At 42.7% G+C, this 16113-nt stretch carries 17 protein-coding genes; 10 read left to right on the forward strand and 7 right to left on the reverse strand.

What is annotated here, in order from left to right:
• Window positions 1-71: 71 nt before the first annotated feature.
• Window positions 72-542, forward strand: coding sequence for an ABA4-like family protein (locus V7K55_RS24055; protein WP_334835251.1), 471 nt, complete (start codon window positions 72-74; stop codon window positions 540-542).
• Window positions 543-728: 186 nt separating this feature from the next.
• Here the strand turns inward: V7K55_RS24055 and V7K55_RS24060 are convergent, their stop codons facing one another.
• A complete protein-coding gene (locus tag V7K55_RS24060; RefSeq protein WP_334835253.1) occupies window positions 729-1505 on the reverse strand; it encodes an ABC transporter permease in 777 nt (258 codons plus the stop codon).
• 328 nt (window positions 1506-1833) lie between these two features.
• Here V7K55_RS24060 and V7K55_RS24065 point away from each other — a divergent pair, with 328 nt between their 5' ends.
• Window positions 1834-2982: a DegT/DnrJ/EryC1/StrS family aminotransferase gene (locus V7K55_RS24065; protein ID WP_334835255.1), complete on the forward strand. Its 1149-nt coding sequence runs from the start codon at window positions 1834-1836 to the stop codon at window positions 2980-2982.
• Between the two features lie 92 nt (window positions 2983-3074).
• Here the strand turns inward: V7K55_RS24065 and V7K55_RS24070 are convergent, their stop codons facing one another.
• From V7K55_RS24070 to V7K55_RS24085, 4 genes are all read right to left on the reverse strand, one after another.
• Window positions 3075-3818 carry a DUF561 domain-containing protein gene (locus V7K55_RS24070; RefSeq protein WP_334835257.1) on the reverse strand — a complete coding sequence of 248 codons (744 nt, stop codon included), beginning with the start codon at window positions 3816-3818 and terminating at the stop codon, window positions 3075-3077.
• A gap of 169 nt (window positions 3819-3987) precedes the next feature.
• Complete coding sequence (locus tag V7K55_RS24075; RefSeq protein WP_334835259.1) at window positions 3988-4530, reverse strand: Uma2 family endonuclease; 543 nt, start codon at window positions 4528-4530, stop codon at window positions 3988-3990.
• Between the two features lie 15 nt (window positions 4531-4545).
• Window positions 4546-4725: a hypothetical protein gene (locus V7K55_RS24080; protein ID WP_334835261.1), complete on the reverse strand. Its 180-nt coding sequence runs from the start codon at window positions 4723-4725 to the stop codon at window positions 4546-4548.
• Between the two features lie 115 nt (window positions 4726-4840).
• The gene (locus tag V7K55_RS24085; RefSeq protein WP_334835263.1) at window positions 4841-5731 is read right to left on the reverse strand and encodes a hypothetical protein; all 891 of its coding nucleotides are present in this window, start codon (window positions 5729-5731) and stop codon (window positions 4841-4843) included.
• A gap of 322 nt (window positions 5732-6053) precedes the next feature.
• Between V7K55_RS24085 and mnmA the strand changes: the two genes are divergently transcribed.
• From mnmA to V7K55_RS24100, 3 genes are all read left to right on the forward strand, one after another.
• Window positions 6054-7109, forward strand: coding sequence for a tRNA 2-thiouridine(34) synthase MnmA (gene mnmA, locus V7K55_RS24090; RefSeq protein ID WP_334835265.1), 1056 nt, complete (start codon window positions 6054-6056; stop codon window positions 7107-7109).
• A gap of 110 nt (window positions 7110-7219) precedes the next feature.
• Window positions 7220-7567 (forward strand): hypothetical protein, encoded by a 348-nt coding sequence (locus tag V7K55_RS24095; protein ID WP_334835267.1) that lies wholly within the window; start codon window positions 7220-7222, stop codon window positions 7565-7567.
• Complete coding sequence (locus V7K55_RS24100; RefSeq protein ID WP_334835269.1) at window positions 7557-7958, forward strand: hypothetical protein; 402 nt, start codon at window positions 7557-7559, stop codon at window positions 7956-7958. Before V7K55_RS24095 ends, V7K55_RS24100 begins: the two co-directional genes overlap by 11 nt.
• Window positions 7959-7970: 12 nt before the next feature.
• On the opposite strand, the gene V7K55_RS24105 is transcribed toward V7K55_RS24100, so the two are convergent.
• On the reverse strand, window positions 7971-8240 hold the full coding sequence (locus tag V7K55_RS24105) for a type II toxin-antitoxin system ParD family antitoxin (protein ID WP_334835271.1): 270 nt from the start codon (window positions 8238-8240) through the stop codon (window positions 7971-7973).
• A 124-nt stretch (window positions 8241-8364) separates the two neighbouring features.
• Window positions 8365-9018: a Uma2 family endonuclease gene (locus V7K55_RS24110; RefSeq protein ID WP_334835273.1), complete on the reverse strand. Its 654-nt coding sequence runs from the start codon at window positions 9016-9018 to the stop codon at window positions 8365-8367.
• Between the two features lie 195 nt (window positions 9019-9213).
• On the opposite strand from V7K55_RS24110, the gene sat reads away from it, so the two are divergent.
• The 5 genes from sat (at window position 9214) to V7K55_RS24135 (ending at window position 16111) form a co-directional block, all read left to right on the forward strand.
• Window positions 9214-10392 (forward strand): sulfate adenylyltransferase, encoded by a 1179-nt coding sequence (gene sat, locus V7K55_RS24115; RefSeq protein ID WP_334835275.1) that lies wholly within the window; start codon window positions 9214-9216, stop codon window positions 10390-10392.
• 166 nt (window positions 10393-10558) lie between these two features.
• Complete coding sequence (locus tag V7K55_RS24120) at window positions 10559-12676, forward strand: caspase family protein (RefSeq protein WP_334835277.1); 2118 nt, start codon at window positions 10559-10561, stop codon at window positions 12674-12676.
• Window positions 12677-12955: 279 nt separating this feature from the next.
• Window positions 12956-13846 carry a DUF2382 domain-containing protein gene (locus V7K55_RS24125; protein WP_334835279.1) on the forward strand — a complete coding sequence of 297 codons (891 nt, stop codon included), beginning with the start codon at window positions 12956-12958 and terminating at the stop codon, window positions 13844-13846.
• Between the two features lie 259 nt (window positions 13847-14105).
• Window positions 14106-15020 carry a YsnF/AvaK domain-containing protein gene (locus tag V7K55_RS24130; protein WP_334835280.1) on the forward strand — a complete coding sequence of 305 codons (915 nt, stop codon included), beginning with the start codon at window positions 14106-14108 and terminating at the stop codon, window positions 15018-15020.
• 167 nt (window positions 15021-15187) lie between these two features.
• Window positions 15188-16111, forward strand: coding sequence for an ion channel (locus V7K55_RS24135; protein ID WP_334835283.1), 924 nt, complete (start codon window positions 15188-15190; stop codon window positions 16109-16111).
• Window positions 16112-16113: the final 2 nt, after the last annotated feature.

Below are 16113 nucleotides of genomic sequence, written 5' to 3' on the forward strand. Positions count from 1 at the left end.
CTGATAGTTACTAGTTATGAATAATTAGTTAATTCAAGACAATAACTCAAAGTTCTTCACTTGACAACAATATGACGATCTCTCAACTTTTTAACGTCACCAATCTTTTTGTGTTACCCTTTTGGGCGTTAATGATTTTATTGCCAAACTGGAAAGTTACACGGCAGATAATGTCATCATATTTACCCTTTGTGCTGTTAGCTGGGGCATATTTGTATTTATTTATCAACAGCATTACGCCAGAAAATGCCCAAGCTTTAGCGAATCCTCAATTAGCTGATATTGCCCGATTTTTCGGAGATGAGACGGCTGCTGCGACAGGTTGGATTCATTTTCTAGTAATGGATTTATTCGTCGGGCGCTGGATTTATTGGGAAGGGCAAAAAACAGGTGTTTGGACAATTCACTCTCTTGCACTGTGTTTGTTTGCTGGCCCTATGGGATTACTCTCTCACGTCTTGACTTCCTGGATTGTTAAGACATTTTTCCCAAAATTTCAGCATGATGAAACAGTGACGGGAGAAGAAAAAGCTGCCTCATAATCTGGCACGTAGCCATACATTAATTATTTGACCCCAGAAGATCCCCTCAACCCCCCTTAAAAAGCTTGTTAACGAAGAGGCAGGGGGCAGGGGGAAAGAGGGTTTTCCGATTTTTGCACGAGATATGGGAATCATAAGTAATTAAGCGGACATGTATAAGAGGTTCTTGGAAGTCCCTTAACCGCTTCACCTGACTAACTGCGCGGCGGAATTGAAAAATTGGCGACACAATCCTTTTGTGACTAAAACTGTTGTCAACAAGTTAGCGAAAGCCACCATGAACATAATTAAAATTTCGTAAGATACTGCATCGAGAGGTTTTACGCCAGCTAGTAACTGTCCGGTGGTAATGCCTGGTATTGCCACCATCCCTATAAGTATCATTTGATTCAGAGTCGGAATTAATCCGGCTCTGATAGCGTCTTTGCGATACTGGCTAACTGCTTGCTGGGGCGTTGCACCTAAACTCAAGTGGGTTTCTATTTCGAGATGGCTGGAATTAATGGTGCTGACAAGACGTTCACCTGCGATCGCAGCTGCATTAGTAGCGTTACCTAAGACTACCCCTGCTAGAGGGATTATATACTGTGGTTCGTACCATCTGTCTGGTTGAATAATCAAGAAATTGATGTAAAACACTGTCAGGGCGGTACTAATTAAAATTGAACCCCACACCAAAGGCAACAGATGAGGAATTTTTTGGCTGATGCGATTTCGTGCGACAATCGCCGTAATTGTCAGCATTATTGCTAATAGCGCCAAAACTGCCCAAGCATTATCTAAAGCCAAGATGAAATCTAAAATGTATCCCAATACAAGAAGTTGTAAGATGGTTCTCCCAGTCGCAAGGGCTAGGTTCAACTCTAATCCTAATTTTTCCCAGGCAGATAAACCAATGGCGATCGCCATCAATCCCACAGCAATAGCTAAATCCACGAAATTCAACTCGATCAGATCCTGCATGGGTTCTTTATATCCTAGTATTTTCTTTTCAAAGCAGCCCACACACCTGGAACTTTGATCCGATGTGTTGGATCTTGGTTGATATATATCACCTTCATCAATTCAAATTTCAAAAATGCTACAACCTTAACATGACAAACTCCTAGTATGTCTACTATCTGTAAATAAAATGTGCGGCAGTCTAGCTCGCCAAAATTTAAGTAAAAACCCTAATAGATGCGTATCTTGGGCGATAGTCTTTTAGTTGCTTCTTTTTGATTAATAATTCAATCAGCAAAAATTGACTCTCGAAGTGCATCCTTTGTATCTTCCGATAAAATGAGAACTCATGATCCAAAGTGTAAATCCCATCCCTGCCTTTGATATTAAGCAGCAATACACCACCATCCAAGCAGAAGTAAGTGCAGCCGTCTTAGAAGTTCTGGCTTCTGGGCGCTATATTGGCGGCCCTCTAGTAGAAGGCTTTGAGCAACAGTTTGCTGCTTATAATACTGTTACTGAATGTGTGGCTTGTAATTCTGGTACTGATGCGCTCTACTTAGCGTTACGAGTCTTGGAAATTGGTGCAGGCGATGAAGTGATTACAACGCCTTTCACCTTTATTGCTACCTCTGAAGTAATTAGCGCCGTTGGTGCAAAGCCTGTTTTCGTTGATATTGATGCTACTACGTTTAATTTGGATGTGGAGCAAGTAGCGGCGGCGATTACACCCAAAACTAAAGCGATTATCCCGGTTCACCTATTTGGACAACCTGTGGATATGACATCATTAATGGCGATCGCTCAATCTCACAATTTGTCAATAATTGAAGATTGCGCTCAGTCTACAGGCGGAAGGTGGGCTGATGCAAAACTAGGAAGCATTGGACATATTGGTTGCTTTAGTTTCTACCCTACCAAAAATCTTGGTGGTTGCGGTGATGGCGGAGCAATAACGACTAAAGATCCTGCGATCGCTACTAAACTGCGAATCCTCCGAGATCATGGTAGTAAAGTTCGATATTTACACGAGAAAATCGGTGTAAATAGCCGCTTGGATGCTCTCCAAGCAGCCATCTTGCAGATTAAGCTGCGTTATTTAGATATTTGGAACGATCGCCGCCGAGATATCGCCAATTATTACTATCAGTTCCTGAGCCAAATTCCGGGAATCGTCCCGCCTCAAGAATTACCTGGGGGTATTGGGGTATGGAATCAATACACTATTCGCATTTCCGGCGAAGGGCGAAATGGTTCTTCCGCCAAATATCGAGATTGGGTACGTAGTCAATTACAAGAAAAGGGTGTGAGTTCAATGATTTACTACCCCCACCCTTTACATTTGCAGCCAGTTTATCAAAATCTAGGTTATCAAATTGGGGACTTACCAATAGCAGAGCAAGCTTGCCATGAAGTCATAGCTTTGCCTATGTTCCCAGAATTGACACAACACCAGCAAGACCAAGTGATTTATGCGTTGAAAGAAGTTATGAGTTAGGAGTAGAGACGCGATTAATTGCGTCTCTACTGTTAGGAGTTTTGAATGAATAAGTTTCTTCAACTCATCACTCATCCCTCCTAACTCCTAACTTATTTCACTACTACATTCGCAGCTGCCAAGGCTTCCACCAAGCCACGCACAGCCGCAATCATTGCTATTTCACTATTAAGTTGGTTGATGGCGGAACCAACACCAACACCAGCCGCACCAGCTGCGATCGCTAATGGTGCAGTAACGTTAGAAATGCCGGAAGCACACAATACTGGTACTGACACCACACGGGATATTTCAAAAGCTGCCGCCAAGGTGGGAGCAGCTTTTTCAATTAATCCTAAAGTTCCAGGATGAACTGGGTTACTGCTAGTACCGCCTTCGGTTTGGATAATATCTGCTCCAGCTTTCACCAGTTCTTCGGCTAACTGTACCTGTTGATCTAGTTCCAAAATGTGGGGAACGGTGACAGATAAGGTGATTTCTGGGAAAAGGGCGCGGGTTTGCTTTGTCAGTGCTAGCACTTCTAGAGCCTCAAAGCGGCGACCTTGAGCATAAAAGGAATCAAAATTCCCGATTTCAATTAAATCAGCACCAGCTGCCACAGCTTGCACAAATTTTTCTGGGTCTACGGCTGATACGCAAACTGGCAATTTTGTCAAACTTTTAGCTAATTGTACCAAAGCGCGATCGGCGGCAATATCGACAAAAGTCGCACCGCCAAATTCAGCAGCTTTGACAGTAGCAGCAACGCTAGCAGCGTCAAAGTTATTCAAGCCGCTAATTACTTTCAGAACGCGGCGGTTAGTAAATGCCCGTTGGAGTGGAGGATGCATCGTCATGGTTAGGCTTTTGAAGCTATGAGAATTATAAATTAGGTATATTCTACCGTCACTCAGTTGATGAGGAACTAAATCACTATGGCAGTTGCCAAATTTTGATTTCTGCAAGCCGTACCCAGAGCGATCGCATAAACTTAGCCTGAACCTCCATTAAAAATTTACCACTATCCTAATCAAACTCTAGAGGCCACAAATCTGCAATTGGTACTTCCCATCCTGGGAGTAAATCGGGAACTGTTAAAATATCGCCATCACGAAGTATTATTGCTTCTTGTCCAAGGTTGTAAACTTCAACAATCCGCTCATCTGGATTGAGCAAAATTCCTACTTTCGTTCCCAAACTCAAAAATTCTTGAATTTTGGCTCTCAAATCCTCTAAATTATCACTAGGGGACTTTACCTCTACAGTTAAATCGGGAGCCAATTGAGCAAAAGACTTAGGACTGCGACGCAAGCGTTCGGCTAAAACAAATGAAGCATCGGGTGCGCGTAAATCTGAATTTGGCAATCTGAAACCAGCGCTAGAAGCTGCCGTTCGTCCTAGTTTGCGCGGTCTAACCCAGCTATGTAACTGGGCAATCATTGCGGCTGCAACTTCATCTGACTCGTATCCTGATGGACTCATGACAATAATATTACCCTTAACTAGTTCCATCCGATAGTCAGGGTGCTGTTGCTGCATTTTTTCAAAGTCTTCAAGCGTTAGGGACATAAAAACCTCTAATTATCACACGCCCTGTATATAGCGGTTCTCGTTTATGTGAGGTACACCCGTAGGGGCACGGCACTGCCGTGCCCCTACACCTGGTGATGTAATGTTGTACCGCATCTGAATGGGAACCGCTATATATATTATGGAGACAACAGACCTCTTCAGGTGCGATCGCTCCATTAATTCGCCAGTCATCGCTAAAGCTTCTTTAGGGACTTGCAGAAAATAAATTATCCCAAATTATTTGCATATTTGTAGGGGCGCAAGGTCTTGCGCCCCTACAATGGGATATTTTTTAACTGGAAGTCCCTTATTTACCGTAGTAAACCCTAGCATTCCGATAGCCTATATTTCGCAGATATTTATTCCATTCCTCAGCTTGGAATCGATTAGAGAAAGGCCCGACTGCTACGTGTGGCCCTCGTGGTTGCGTCCTTTCGAGAACTCCGCCAGATTGTCCTAAATCTTGACTAAATCGGGCTAGATTCTGCCTAACTTGTGAGCCGATCGCAGATAACTGTTCTTGAGTGGTGGGAATGGCGACATAATATCTAGAGACTTGCTTAGGAGGATTTATATTACTGCGATCGCCTACAAAGCCTCTATTACCTACATCTATTTCTTGTCCGTTACCGAAGCTGATAATCCGAGCGCTATATATACCTCGTGACTGCAACTCATTCACCCGTTGTTGAGCGTTAGATACTCTGTTAAAAACACCTGACTGAATTACATTCCTTCCTTGGTACTGGCGAATGTAAGCACTTGGTTCAATCTGACGGATCGCTTGTAGCGTCTGGGAATCACTACTATCTACGTAAACTAAGTAGCGCTCAAAATTCTGATTATATTGACTAAACTGTGTAGGTTGGGGGGGCTGAAAGTTCTGTTCAAACTGATTGTTTGGTAATTGTTGGGGGGGCTGAAAATTCTGCTCAACCTGATTGTTTGGTAATGATTGGGGGGGCTGAAAGTTCTGCTCCAATTGATTCTCTTGAACTGGTTGTAACTGCGGTGATGGCTGTTGACCAAAGGGAATTGGCGGTGGCGGTAAGGCTTCACCTGCTTGAGCCAGTAGCACGTTGTTGTGGATTTGTGCTTGTGCTGGGGTAGAGTCAGTAATCAGCACTAACCATCCTCCCACTAATAAAGGGAGAAGCCTGATAGTGAGCTTCCAACCATCAGAACTTCGGCGTAGCATCTTAAATGGGATAAATTGACTTGGTATTCCTCTCGACATAGTAATTAGATAGTCAAAGTATTTTTAGGTAATTTCCATCAGAAACTATTTAGTTTACCGTTGTAGCAACTATATAGCGTTAACGTAAAGTTAGCTCATCTGCGTGGCAAAAAATACATCTGCAACTAATCTTAGATAAGGGTTATAGGGGAGTAAACAGCGATGTCTACGACGGGCTACTCCTACGCTACTTCAGTCGATTAAAAACCGAAGTGCTTTGCTAGCAAGGCAATGAAAGAGTGTGTGCTACAATTGGACAACCACGCAGCTTGTCGTGCTTTGTATGAAAAAAGTCGTCGTTGGTCTTTCTGGTGGCGTTGACAGTTCCACCGCCGCAGCTATCCTGCACCATCAGGGCTATGAAGTGATTGGTTTGACTCTTTGGCTAATGAAAGGCAAAGGTCAATGTTGCTCTGAAGGTATGATCGACGCGGCTGATCTCTGTGAACAATTGGGTGTTCCTCATCAAATTGTAGATATTCGCGATCTCTTTCAGACGCATATTGTCGATTACTTGGTGACAGGTTACAGTGCTGGAATTACACCTTTGCCTTGCTCCCAGTGCAATAAAACGGTGAAGTTTGGGCCAATGGTACAATATGCCCATGAAGAATTGGGGTGCGATCGCATTGCCACCGGTCATTATGCCCGCATTAGCTATGACGAAGCAACTGGACGTTACCAATTATTAAGGGCTGTTGACCGCAACAAAGACCAGTCATACTTTCTCTATGATTTGTCTCAAGATTTACTTGCAGCAACTATATTCCCTTTGGGCGAATTAGAAAAAACTGATACGCGCCGGATTGCGGCTGAGTACGGGCTGAAAACTGCTGATAAGCCAGAAAGTCAAGACTTGTGCTTAGTGGAAAGCAACGGTTCCATGCGGGCATTTTTAGATAAATATTTAGCTCCCAAAACAGGCGATATTGTCGATGTCACAGGCAAAGTTTTAGGACAGCATGATGGTGTCCATCACTACACCATTGGTCAGCGCAAGGGTTTGGGGATTGCGGCTGCCGAACCATTGTATGTGATTGAATTAGATGCGGAAAATAATAAAGTAGTAGTAGGCGATCGCACTAAGGTAACTCAGCCAGAATGCACTGTAAATCGGGTAAATTGGGTTTCTATTGCCGAACCTTCCACCCCAATTCATGCCGAAGTGCAAATTCGCTATCGTTCAACGGCTACACCAGTGACGGTGATTCCGTTGGAAAATTCTCGTGTGCGTTTGGTGTTTGATGAACCCCAAATCAGCATCACCCCCGGACAAGCAGCGGTGTGGTACGACGGCGAGAAAGTGTTAGGTGGCGGAATTATTGAACAATTTAGTTGAATGTCACTCCGATTTTGGTGTAAGACAAAACTCCCCCTCCTTTTAACTTCAGATAAGCAAAAGCCACCCTGAGTTTTGGAGGGGTATTTTTATGCTTAAATTAGATAATAATGCCAGAAGAAGAGCCAATCACCGATTCGTTTTTAATAGAGCTATTAGAAGGCTATACTTCAACAGAGGCGGCAGAGATTCAACGCTACATGAAGCAATGGGATGCTGCTACCTATACCAGTGTTGCTCAGAGTATCTTAGATCATGCTGCTAGAAAAGGAATTGAAGTCTTAAAGTATCTACGCAAAGCTCATAACTTTAATAAAAAAGGAGCGATTAGAGTTCCGAAAACTGGATATCGTGGCGATAGTTCAGCTGTCTATCGTAAAGGCAATGAATATCTGATTGTCAGACCCGATCAATATGGCACTGAAAAGATAATTACTTATGGAGTCAATGATGACTGAAGCAATTTTAAATGACCAAGAATTGACGAAGAAAAACATTGTTCAATTGTTAGGACAGTTGACTAACGTATATCAAACTACTCGAACTGAACGACAAGAAATTGCTATACAATTTCCCCCAGAAAATGAAGAGTTTTCTTTGTTAGAAGAACTTGAACTTTTAACAGTAAATCTTAGAGGTTATGCTAGTCAATTTCACTCCACAGGTCGAATTGTAAATAAAGACCACGTAATTGAGCAATTACAAGCTATGCGAGTTTTAAATGTACCTCAAATTGCGAGTTTTTATTTTGGCAGTAATAACAGTTATGAACAGATAAAGAGTTATATTAGAACGCTAGATTACTTACGGTTACTGCTGTTGGAATATTTGCAGTTTCAGAGTGACTAAAGTCATTACTTATTAACCTTCGTTTGACCCTTTATGCTTGGCGATTCTTTGCCGCACAGCTTGGCGGATGTCTTGCCAATCGTCAGGAGTCATCTCGGTTGCATTTCCAGAATTTAGACCTTCTAAAAGCATCGCTTCCAAACGTTCAGCAGCTTGACGCTTTTGGTCTTGGCGTACTAACTCGCGGAAATATTCACTGACACTACTATAGCCACCAGTCGCCACTTTCTCTTCTATATAAGTCCGCATTGCGTCAGGGAGAGATATATTTATACTTTTCACTGGCACTACTTCCCTAATTTTTGCTTCATAATACTATTTTATGGCAATTTATGCCATTTATTGCCATATTAAGCTCAACTAGCGAAAGCGATACCTGCGGTGGGCTAAATTTACGTACTTTCTATCAAAAACTACTTCTATCTAATGCCTCTTCAAACTCTTTCAAAGCTTGTACGGTTCCTACTTGCCAAGCTTGTTCAACTGTAGCAGCAATAATTTGAGTTAGAGGGATATTTGGAAAGTTAGGACTGCGATCGGATTCGATGTAATGTCCATCTCTGAGTAAATAAATCCTCAGCTTTTTACTATCGTAAATCCATAGTTCTGGAACTGCGATCGCAACGTATGCATCAAGAGTTGTTTTTGATGTCACATCTGTTTCAATTGCCAAATCGGGAGGCGGATCGTTTGGTTCGAGTTTGCGACGACCAATCATTCTTTGGTAGTTTTGAATGTAGAAGCAAGCATCTGGTTCTACCCCCGCTATATTTTCCCGCTTGAAGGTGGTTGAACCGAAGGGTTCATAACTTTTCCCGGCGATCTTCAGCAAGATTTTGACAATATCCGAAATTAAGTCCTTTGATTTTTCGTGTTCGGGTAAAGGAACCATAATTTCTAACGTAGACTTGCTGTAAGCAACTCGTAGCGATCGCTTTTCCCCCAGTTCTTGCAAAATAGACTCAAATTCCTCCCAACTGATATCCTGGATATTCACTGTACTACCAGGTGTTAACCGCATTTGGCTAACAGGTTTCACAACGGGGGATACAGCAGTCATAAGCATTTTCCTTATAAAGGAACTATTCTGAAACTTGAGCCTGGATTAGCTTTAGCCTAACCTAATCAGATTGCTTACAGGCTAGTTGCAAAATTTTCCTCCATTCCTTAAACTCTTTTTTTTCTCAGTACCAGCATTTTGATAAGTTAGTACATAATCTGAAACAATAACAGTTAATACAAAGAGGGGATTACGTTGAGTCACAATCCAGATGCCATAGCCCCGCACGGTGGACAGTTGGTTAACCGTATCGCCACACCAGAACAAAGAGCAGAGTTTCTCTCAAAAGCTGACTTTTTGCCGCGAGTGCAGCTTGACGATCGCGCCGTTTCCGATCTAGAAATGATTGCGATCGGTGCTTTTAGTCCGCTGACGGGTTTTATGAACCAAGAAGACTACGATCGCACTGTTACCGAAATGCGACTAGCTAATGGTCTTGTGTGGTCAATCCCGATTACACTATCGGTCAGCGAAGAAGTAGCTTCGCCCTTGCAAGAAGGTAGCTTAATCCGTCTGGATAACTCCAGAGGTGAATTTATTGCAGTTTTGCAACTCACCCAAAAATATAACTACGACAAAACCCGCGAAGCCATAAAAGTCTACCGCACTGATGATGTCAAACATCCAGGCGTACAGGTACTCTATAACCAAGGTATTGTACATCTGGCGGGTGATATTTGGCTGCTACGGCGCGAACCTCATCCCCAGTTTCCCACTTATCAAATCGATCCGGCTGCCTCGCGGCAACTATTTAAAGACAAGGGTTGGAAAACCATAGTTGGTTTTCAAACTCGCAACCCCATCCATCGCGCCCATGAATATATTCAAAAGTGCGCTTTAGAAATTGTTGATGGTCTATTTTTGCACCCATTAGTCGGGGCGACAAAAGAAGATGATATCGCCGCCGATGTGCGGATGCGTTGCTATGAAATTTTGCTGGAACACTACTACCCCTTAGACCGGGTAAGTTTGGCAATCAATCCCGCCGCAATGCGTTATGCTGGGCCTCGTGAGGCTATATTCCATGCTTTAGTCCGCAAAAACTATGGCTGTACTCACTTTATCGTCGGACGGGATCATGCTGGCGTTGGTGACTATTACGGCACTTACGATGCTCAGTATATCTTTGATGAATTTGCGCCAAGTGAATTGGGCATTGTGCCAATGAAATTTGAACACGCTTTCTACTGTATGCGTACTAAGCAGATGGCAACATCTAAAACCAGTCCCAGCAGGCCAGAAGAACGCATCCACCTGTCGGGAACAAAAGTCCGGGAAATGCTGCGGCGCGGTGAGTTACCTCCCCCAGAATTTTCCCGTCCAGAGGTGGCGGCTGAGTTGGCGCGGGCAATGCAGATAGAAGTACCCGCATAATTCGTAATTCGTAATTCGTAATTAAGATCCCACTAGCTACCAGAAATTATGAATTATGAATTAACAATTATTTGATCGACAAACAAACAGTATCTACTGTAACTTTACAATACAGAGTTCAGCCCTGTAAGCTGCTAGCTAATGGGCTTAGGGCTGATAGCTAACTATGAAAAGGCGCAGATTTTTACACAGAATTGGCTCAATACTCGCGGTATTGGGGGTAACTGAAACTGAGTGGTTGACTTTAGGAAATCGCTATTATCAAGCTTTGGCACAACCGAGTCCGCGCAAGTTGGCGTTATTGATAGGTATTAACCAATACCCAAAAATTCCAGCCCTCAGTGGTTGTCTAACGGATGTGGAACTGCAAAAAGAGCTTTTGATTCACCGCTTTGGTTTTCAAGGGTCAGATATTTTAACCTTAACTGAGGAACAAGCTAGTAGGGAATTCATTGAGGCGGCTTTTTTAGATCATCTGGGCAAACAAGCTAAATCTGGCGATCTAGTCGTTTTTCACTTTAGCGGTTATGGCAGTCGTGTTAAATTGGAAACATCGCCAGATATAATCCCAAATGCTCTGGTGACAGCTAATGTGAGTCAGGAATCACAAGACGAGAAAATAGTCAACTATATATTAGAAGAAACTCTACTGCTATTATTGCGATCGCTCCCCACAGACCAAGTAACAGCAGTATTGGATACTAGCTATGATGCTCCTAGCAGAGTAATAGGATTAAAAATTCGCGCCCTTCAGGATTCGGGAGCAAAGCTAGCAGCAGGGGAACTCGACTTTCTCCAACAACTTAAAACTCAGAAGTTATCCAGCACTCCGATTGTTTTAGCAGCTACCTCACAACCAAAGCAGCCAGCAAGGGAAGGGCTATTTTCTGGATTTAGTGCGGGATTATTTACCTACGCCTTGACGCAGTATTTGTGGGAATTCACCCCAGCCACCAAAATTCAAGTTGCTCTCTCCCACGTAGAAAATTCTCTATCCAAATTGGGTAGTAAACAGCAACCAGCATTATTAAGTAGTGAGAAAAATTCAGATGTAACGTCTCTACTGCCAGAGGGGACGATTGGTGCAGAAGGTGCGGTGAGTGATATTCAAGAAGACGGCAAAACAGTCAATCTGTGGTTAGCCGGTTTACCTCCACAAGTGCTGCTATACTATGGAGTTAATTCTCGATTCACCCTAGAAACAACAGAGCAATTAATATTGCGATCGCGCACTGGGTTAACAGCAAAAGCGCAAATTGCCAAAACTGAAGGTGCAAATCCCTTACAAGTTGGGCAACTCGTCCAAGAAGCAGTCCGAGTTTTACCCCGGAATATTAATTTAATAATAGCTTTGGATGCTGGATTAGAAAGAATTGAGCGGGTAGACGCTACAAGTGCCTTTGCTGGATTTTCCCATGTATCCACCGTAGTCGCAGGAGAAAAACCAGCTGATTATGTATTTGCCAAGCTACAAGAAACTCCCACTCGTTATGGTCTATTTTCTCTTGGTGGTGAGCTAATTCCCAATACCACGGGAGAAGTAGGAGAAGCAGTAAAATCAACAGTGCAAAGGTTAGCGCCAAAATTATCAACCTTGCTGGCAGCCAAGTTATGGCGACTCACAGAAAATCAAGGCTCTTCCCGCTTGGCTCTCAAGGCAACTTTAGAAATAATTAGTGGTATATCGCCTCGCGTCGTTATGCAACGCGAAACAGTCCGAGGTTTAAAAACTGAAACTTCGATTAAAAAATCACTCTCCACTCCCATTGTGCCTATCGGTAGTCGAATGCAATATCGAGTGGAAAACCAGAGCGATCGCCCAGTATATTTAATCTTGCTGGGATTAAACAATAATCATACAGCAGTTACCTTCTACTCTTGGGAAACCCCCCAGGAATCAAACACTGCGGACACTAAGCCCATTTTGAAAGAAGTCGTCATCGCCCCAGGTGAAACCCTCACCCTACCCCAAGTTAATGCTGCTTCCCAATGGGTGATTTCAGAGCCAGTTTCTGAGTGCGAACAACAACTGATTTTTAGTCCTGTCTCTTTTAGCGGAACTCTCACCGCCTTGAACACCGCTAAATATTCCGCATCTGAACAACGGCCGATTGGCCCATTGTTGAATTCCTTAGATGTTGCACAAGCCTTGCTGCAAGACTTGCATAACGCCAGCACCCTCAAAACGGAGATGAACAGTACAGCAGCCGACTCATATATCTGGGATGTGAATCATTGGGCAAGTCTGAGCTTTAGTTTTCAAGTAGTGGAAACAACAAGATAATCCAAAATACCCTTAGTTTAGGGAGAATCAAGGCTTGTCCTAAATCATTTGTGACACTTTGTGGTATCTAAAACCCCAACTTCTTTGAGAAGTCGGGGTTCTAACTTTTCAGGAATGATTTAGGATTGCTATATATGCCAGAAATAAGGAATATCTATAACTTATGATTATTTACCTATTGCAATAATTCATTCGGCAGAAGGAGGTAAGCAAATAAATAAAATTTTATCCTGGTTGTTAGGAAATGAAAATAATTTTTTTGAGGTTAAATAATTAATAATGGTACTCTACAAATTAGAAGATTTTGAGCCTAACTATCGTGATACCATTGAAGGTCAAGATATTAATGGGCTTGGAGTTTATACACAGGGGAATGACGAAAAGGTTGGTACTGTTAGCGATATTTTAGTTGATGAAGAAGGTCATTTTCGCTATCTAGTTGTTGACTTAGGCTTCTGGATTTTTGGTAAAAAAGTATTACTTCCAATTGGTCGGGCCCGTATCGACTACAACACCGATCGCGTCTACACACTTGGCTTGACTAGAGAGCAAGCAGAACAATTACCTGAGTTCAACGAACGCCAAACCCTTGATTACGACTACGAAGAACGGGTGCGTGGGATATATCGCCAACCAACAGACTACACCCTTCCTCTAGATGCTTCAGCGCCATTAGCTCCTTTAGCAGCACCGATAGCAGCACCGTTGGATGCAACACCTGCTTCCGCTCGTGATAATTATAATTACGAAGGTGAGCCTTCATTATTTGGGTTAAATGAGCAAGATCATCAAACTCTAAAATTGTATGAAGAACGGCTGATTGCCAGCAAACGCCGCCAAAAAACTGGAGAAGTATCCATTGGCAAGCGTGTTGAAACTGATACTGCACGGGTTGTAGTACCAGTAGAAAGAGAGCGCGTTGTGATTGAGCGTGTCACTCCAGCAGATGCAGGTACTGCCGTTTCTGGACGCGAAGCAGATTTCCGTGAAGGCGAAGTTGCTCGGATAGAAATTCACGAAGAAACTGCTGATGTTCGTAAAGAAGCATTTTTGCGTGAAGAAGTCAGAGTTAGAAAAGTAGTGGATCAAGAAACAGTTGAAACTCAAGAAACTGTACGTCGTGAAGAGTTAGAAGTTAATTCTGCTAATCTTCCCATTGAAGAACGCTAACTAAACATAGTCATTAGGTAGTAGAGTAACTAATGACTAATAATTAATTCGACACAGTACAGGTGAGGCTGTTAAATTAGCTTTACCTGTGCTTGTAATAGCTGATAATGGGCAATACATTTAATTTAGTTAATACAAATTACTTGTGAGGTGGTATAGAAAAAGAAGATTTTTACTTCTTATTTTATCAAGCCTGATGTTTGTGCAGCCTCTCAGATACTTAGTATAAGTAGATAACAGTTGATAAACTTTGCATATTATGACTAGCCAACCGATGACAAAAAACATTGGACAGGCAAACGCTAATGGTACTAACACCTCAATAGCGGATTTGAAGAAGAAGGTTAATAACTTTGCTGTATTTGATCGGCAAGGTCAGCTAGTAGGAGTAGTTCATGATTTAATTGTGGATGCTAATCGCCGACTAAACCTAGTTATATCGAACCGAGCGAATCAGCAAACTCTAGAATATGACCGGCAATTAGCTGATAAAAATCCTTCTTTATTTCGATTGCAGAGCCAGAGAATAAAAAAAATCGACAAGCCGACTAAATCTGTTTTCATAGACTTCAACAAATCAGAAATCGAATATATGCCTGAATATTCAGAAACAGAAAAACCAGGCGATGTCTCCGACGGGCTACGCCTAAGCAACTCAACTGAGCAATTGGCCAATAATCAAACGATAAATAGCCCAGTTGAGCCAGAAAATTTAGCAGAAGTCAGCGAAGAACAGATTATTCGTCTACTAGAAGAACGACTAGTTGTTGAAAGTAGCAAGCGGAAAGTTGGTGAGGTAATTGTTCGGAAAGTGATCGAAACCCGGATGATCCAAGTTCCTGTCCGGCGTGAAAAGTTGATTGTGGAACAAATTAGCCCAGAACACAAACAACTAGCAGAAATCGATTTGGGTCAAGGGGAAATTACTGGCGTTGACTTGACCGGAGTAGAAAGACTTGAAGTTACACATTTTGATAGTGGTTTAACGGTGAGTGGCGAATTTAGCTCACCGAAAACGGCTAGTTTGTTGTTGAATGCGATCGCACTAGAGCGAAATCACGGCTGCAATCAGGTACGAGTAACTATTGTAGTTGAAAATGAATCACATCAGAAAAAATACCAGGAGTGGTTTGACCGTTGTTCTCAAGGTCAATCACCAAAGTCTGAAAAATAAGTTTCTAGCAGATAAATTAGTAGGGGGGCATTGCCTGCCCTATTTTTTTTGCTGATTTCAGATTTCAGCAAATCATTCTTAAAATTTCCGTTCTCTTGCGGGCGAATGTCTCCAAAGCAACTTAATTTACAATACTAAGCAGTTGCCGTTTTTTTTGGCTACTTGCAATGAAATTTCGACTGAAGAGACTTTCACCGAAGAAACGACAGCGCCCGATCCCACCTATTCAGATTCAAGTTCGAGATGGAAAATTTGAGATTACGGGTATGGGTGTATGGCATTCCTACTGGCGCGATCCCTACCATTTGCTGTTAACGATTCCCTGGATTGGCTTTCTGTTCCTGATTTGTACTTCCTATCTAACTATTAATGCTCTATTTGCCCTAGCTTACTTAATCGGAGGAGATTGTATTGCCAACGCCCGACCCGGCTCTTTTTTAGATGTCTTTTTCTTTAGCGTGCAAACCCTAGCATCCATCGGCTATGGGGCAATGTATCCTAAAACAACTTACGCCAACATTATTGTCACCATTGAAGCAATGATCGGTTTGATGGGAATTGCTGTGATGACAGGACTAGCGTTTGCTCGATTCTCCCGACCCACAGCCCGTGTGGTTTTTAGCCGTGTTGCAGTAATTACACCTCATAATGGGATGCCGACTCTCATATTTCGCAGCGCTAATAAGCGTCGCAATATAATTCTGGAGGCGCAGATGCGAGTCTACTTAATGCGCGACGAAATAACCCTAGAAGGGCAGTTCATCCGTCGGTTCCACGATCTCAAACTGCTAACGAACCAAACACCTAGCTTCACGTTAAGCTGGTCAGTGATGCATGTCATTGATGAGTTTAGTCCTCTATATGGGATGACACCAGAATCTTTAACCCAGACAAATACTATTCTGATCATCTCTTTGAGTGGCCTTGATGAAACGGTTGCACAGCTTGTCCATGCCCGTCATACTTATGGTGCTAATGATATTTTGTGGAACAATCAATTTGCCGATATCTTCCACCACACACCCGATGGACATCGATACATTGATTACAACCGCTTCCACGATGTTTTCCCTTTGGATGAAAAGAGTTGAAA

Source organism: Nostoc sp., from assembly GCF_036919895.1.
Taxonomy (GTDB): Bacteria; Cyanobacteriota; Cyanobacteriia; order Cyanobacteriales; family Nostocaceae; genus Nostoc.

What these genes read in the sequence shown, in the direction of transcription:
- V7K55_RS24055 (WP_334835251.1), top strand. Translation starts at nt 72, where the DNA reads ATGACGATCTCTCAACTTTTTAACGTCACCAATCTTTTTGTGTTACCC.
- V7K55_RS24060 (WP_334835253.1), bottom strand. Translation starts at nt 1,505, where the DNA reads ATGCAGGATCTGATCGAGTTGAATTTCGTGGATTTAGCTATTGCTGTG.
- V7K55_RS24065 (WP_334835255.1), top strand. Translation starts at nt 1,834, where the DNA reads ATGATCCAAAGTGTAAATCCCATCCCTGCCTTTGATATTAAGCAGCAA.
- V7K55_RS24070 (WP_334835257.1), bottom strand. Translation starts at nt 3,818, where the DNA reads ATGACGATGCATCCTCCACTCCAACGGGCATTTACTAACCGCCGCGTT.
- V7K55_RS24075 (WP_334835259.1), bottom strand. Translation starts at nt 4,530, where the DNA reads ATGTCCCTAACGCTTGAAGACTTTGAAAAAATGCAGCAACAGCACCCT.
- V7K55_RS24080 (WP_334835261.1), bottom strand. Translation starts at nt 4,725, where the DNA reads ATGACTGGCGAATTAATGGAGCGATCGCACCTGAAGAGGTCTGTTGTC.
- V7K55_RS24085 (WP_334835263.1), bottom strand. Translation starts at nt 5,731, where the DNA reads ATGCTACGCCGAAGTTCTGATGGTTGGAAGCTCACTATCAGGCTTCTC.
- mnmA (WP_334835265.1), top strand. Translation starts at nt 6,054, where the DNA reads ATGAAAAAAGTCGTCGTTGGTCTTTCTGGTGGCGTTGACAGTTCCACC.
- V7K55_RS24095 (WP_334835267.1), top strand. Translation starts at nt 7,220, where the DNA reads ATGCCAGAAGAAGAGCCAATCACCGATTCGTTTTTAATAGAGCTATTA.
- V7K55_RS24100 (WP_334835269.1), top strand. Translation starts at nt 7,557, where the DNA reads ATGATGACTGAAGCAATTTTAAATGACCAAGAATTGACGAAGAAAAAC.
- V7K55_RS24110 (WP_334835273.1), bottom strand. Translation starts at nt 9,018, where the DNA reads ATGACTGCTGTATCCCCCGTTGTGAAACCTGTTAGCCAAATGCGGTTA.
- V7K55_RS24120 (WP_334835277.1), top strand. Translation starts at nt 10,559, where the DNA reads ATGAAAAGGCGCAGATTTTTACACAGAATTGGCTCAATACTCGCGGTA.
- V7K55_RS24125 (WP_334835279.1), top strand. Translation starts at nt 12,956, where the DNA reads ATGGTACTCTACAAATTAGAAGATTTTGAGCCTAACTATCGTGATACC.
- V7K55_RS24130 (WP_334835280.1), top strand. Translation starts at nt 14,106, where the DNA reads ATGACTAGCCAACCGATGACAAAAAACATTGGACAGGCAAACGCTAAT.
- V7K55_RS24135 (WP_334835283.1), top strand. Translation starts at nt 15,188, where the DNA reads ATGAAATTTCGACTGAAGAGACTTTCACCGAAGAAACGACAGCGCCCG.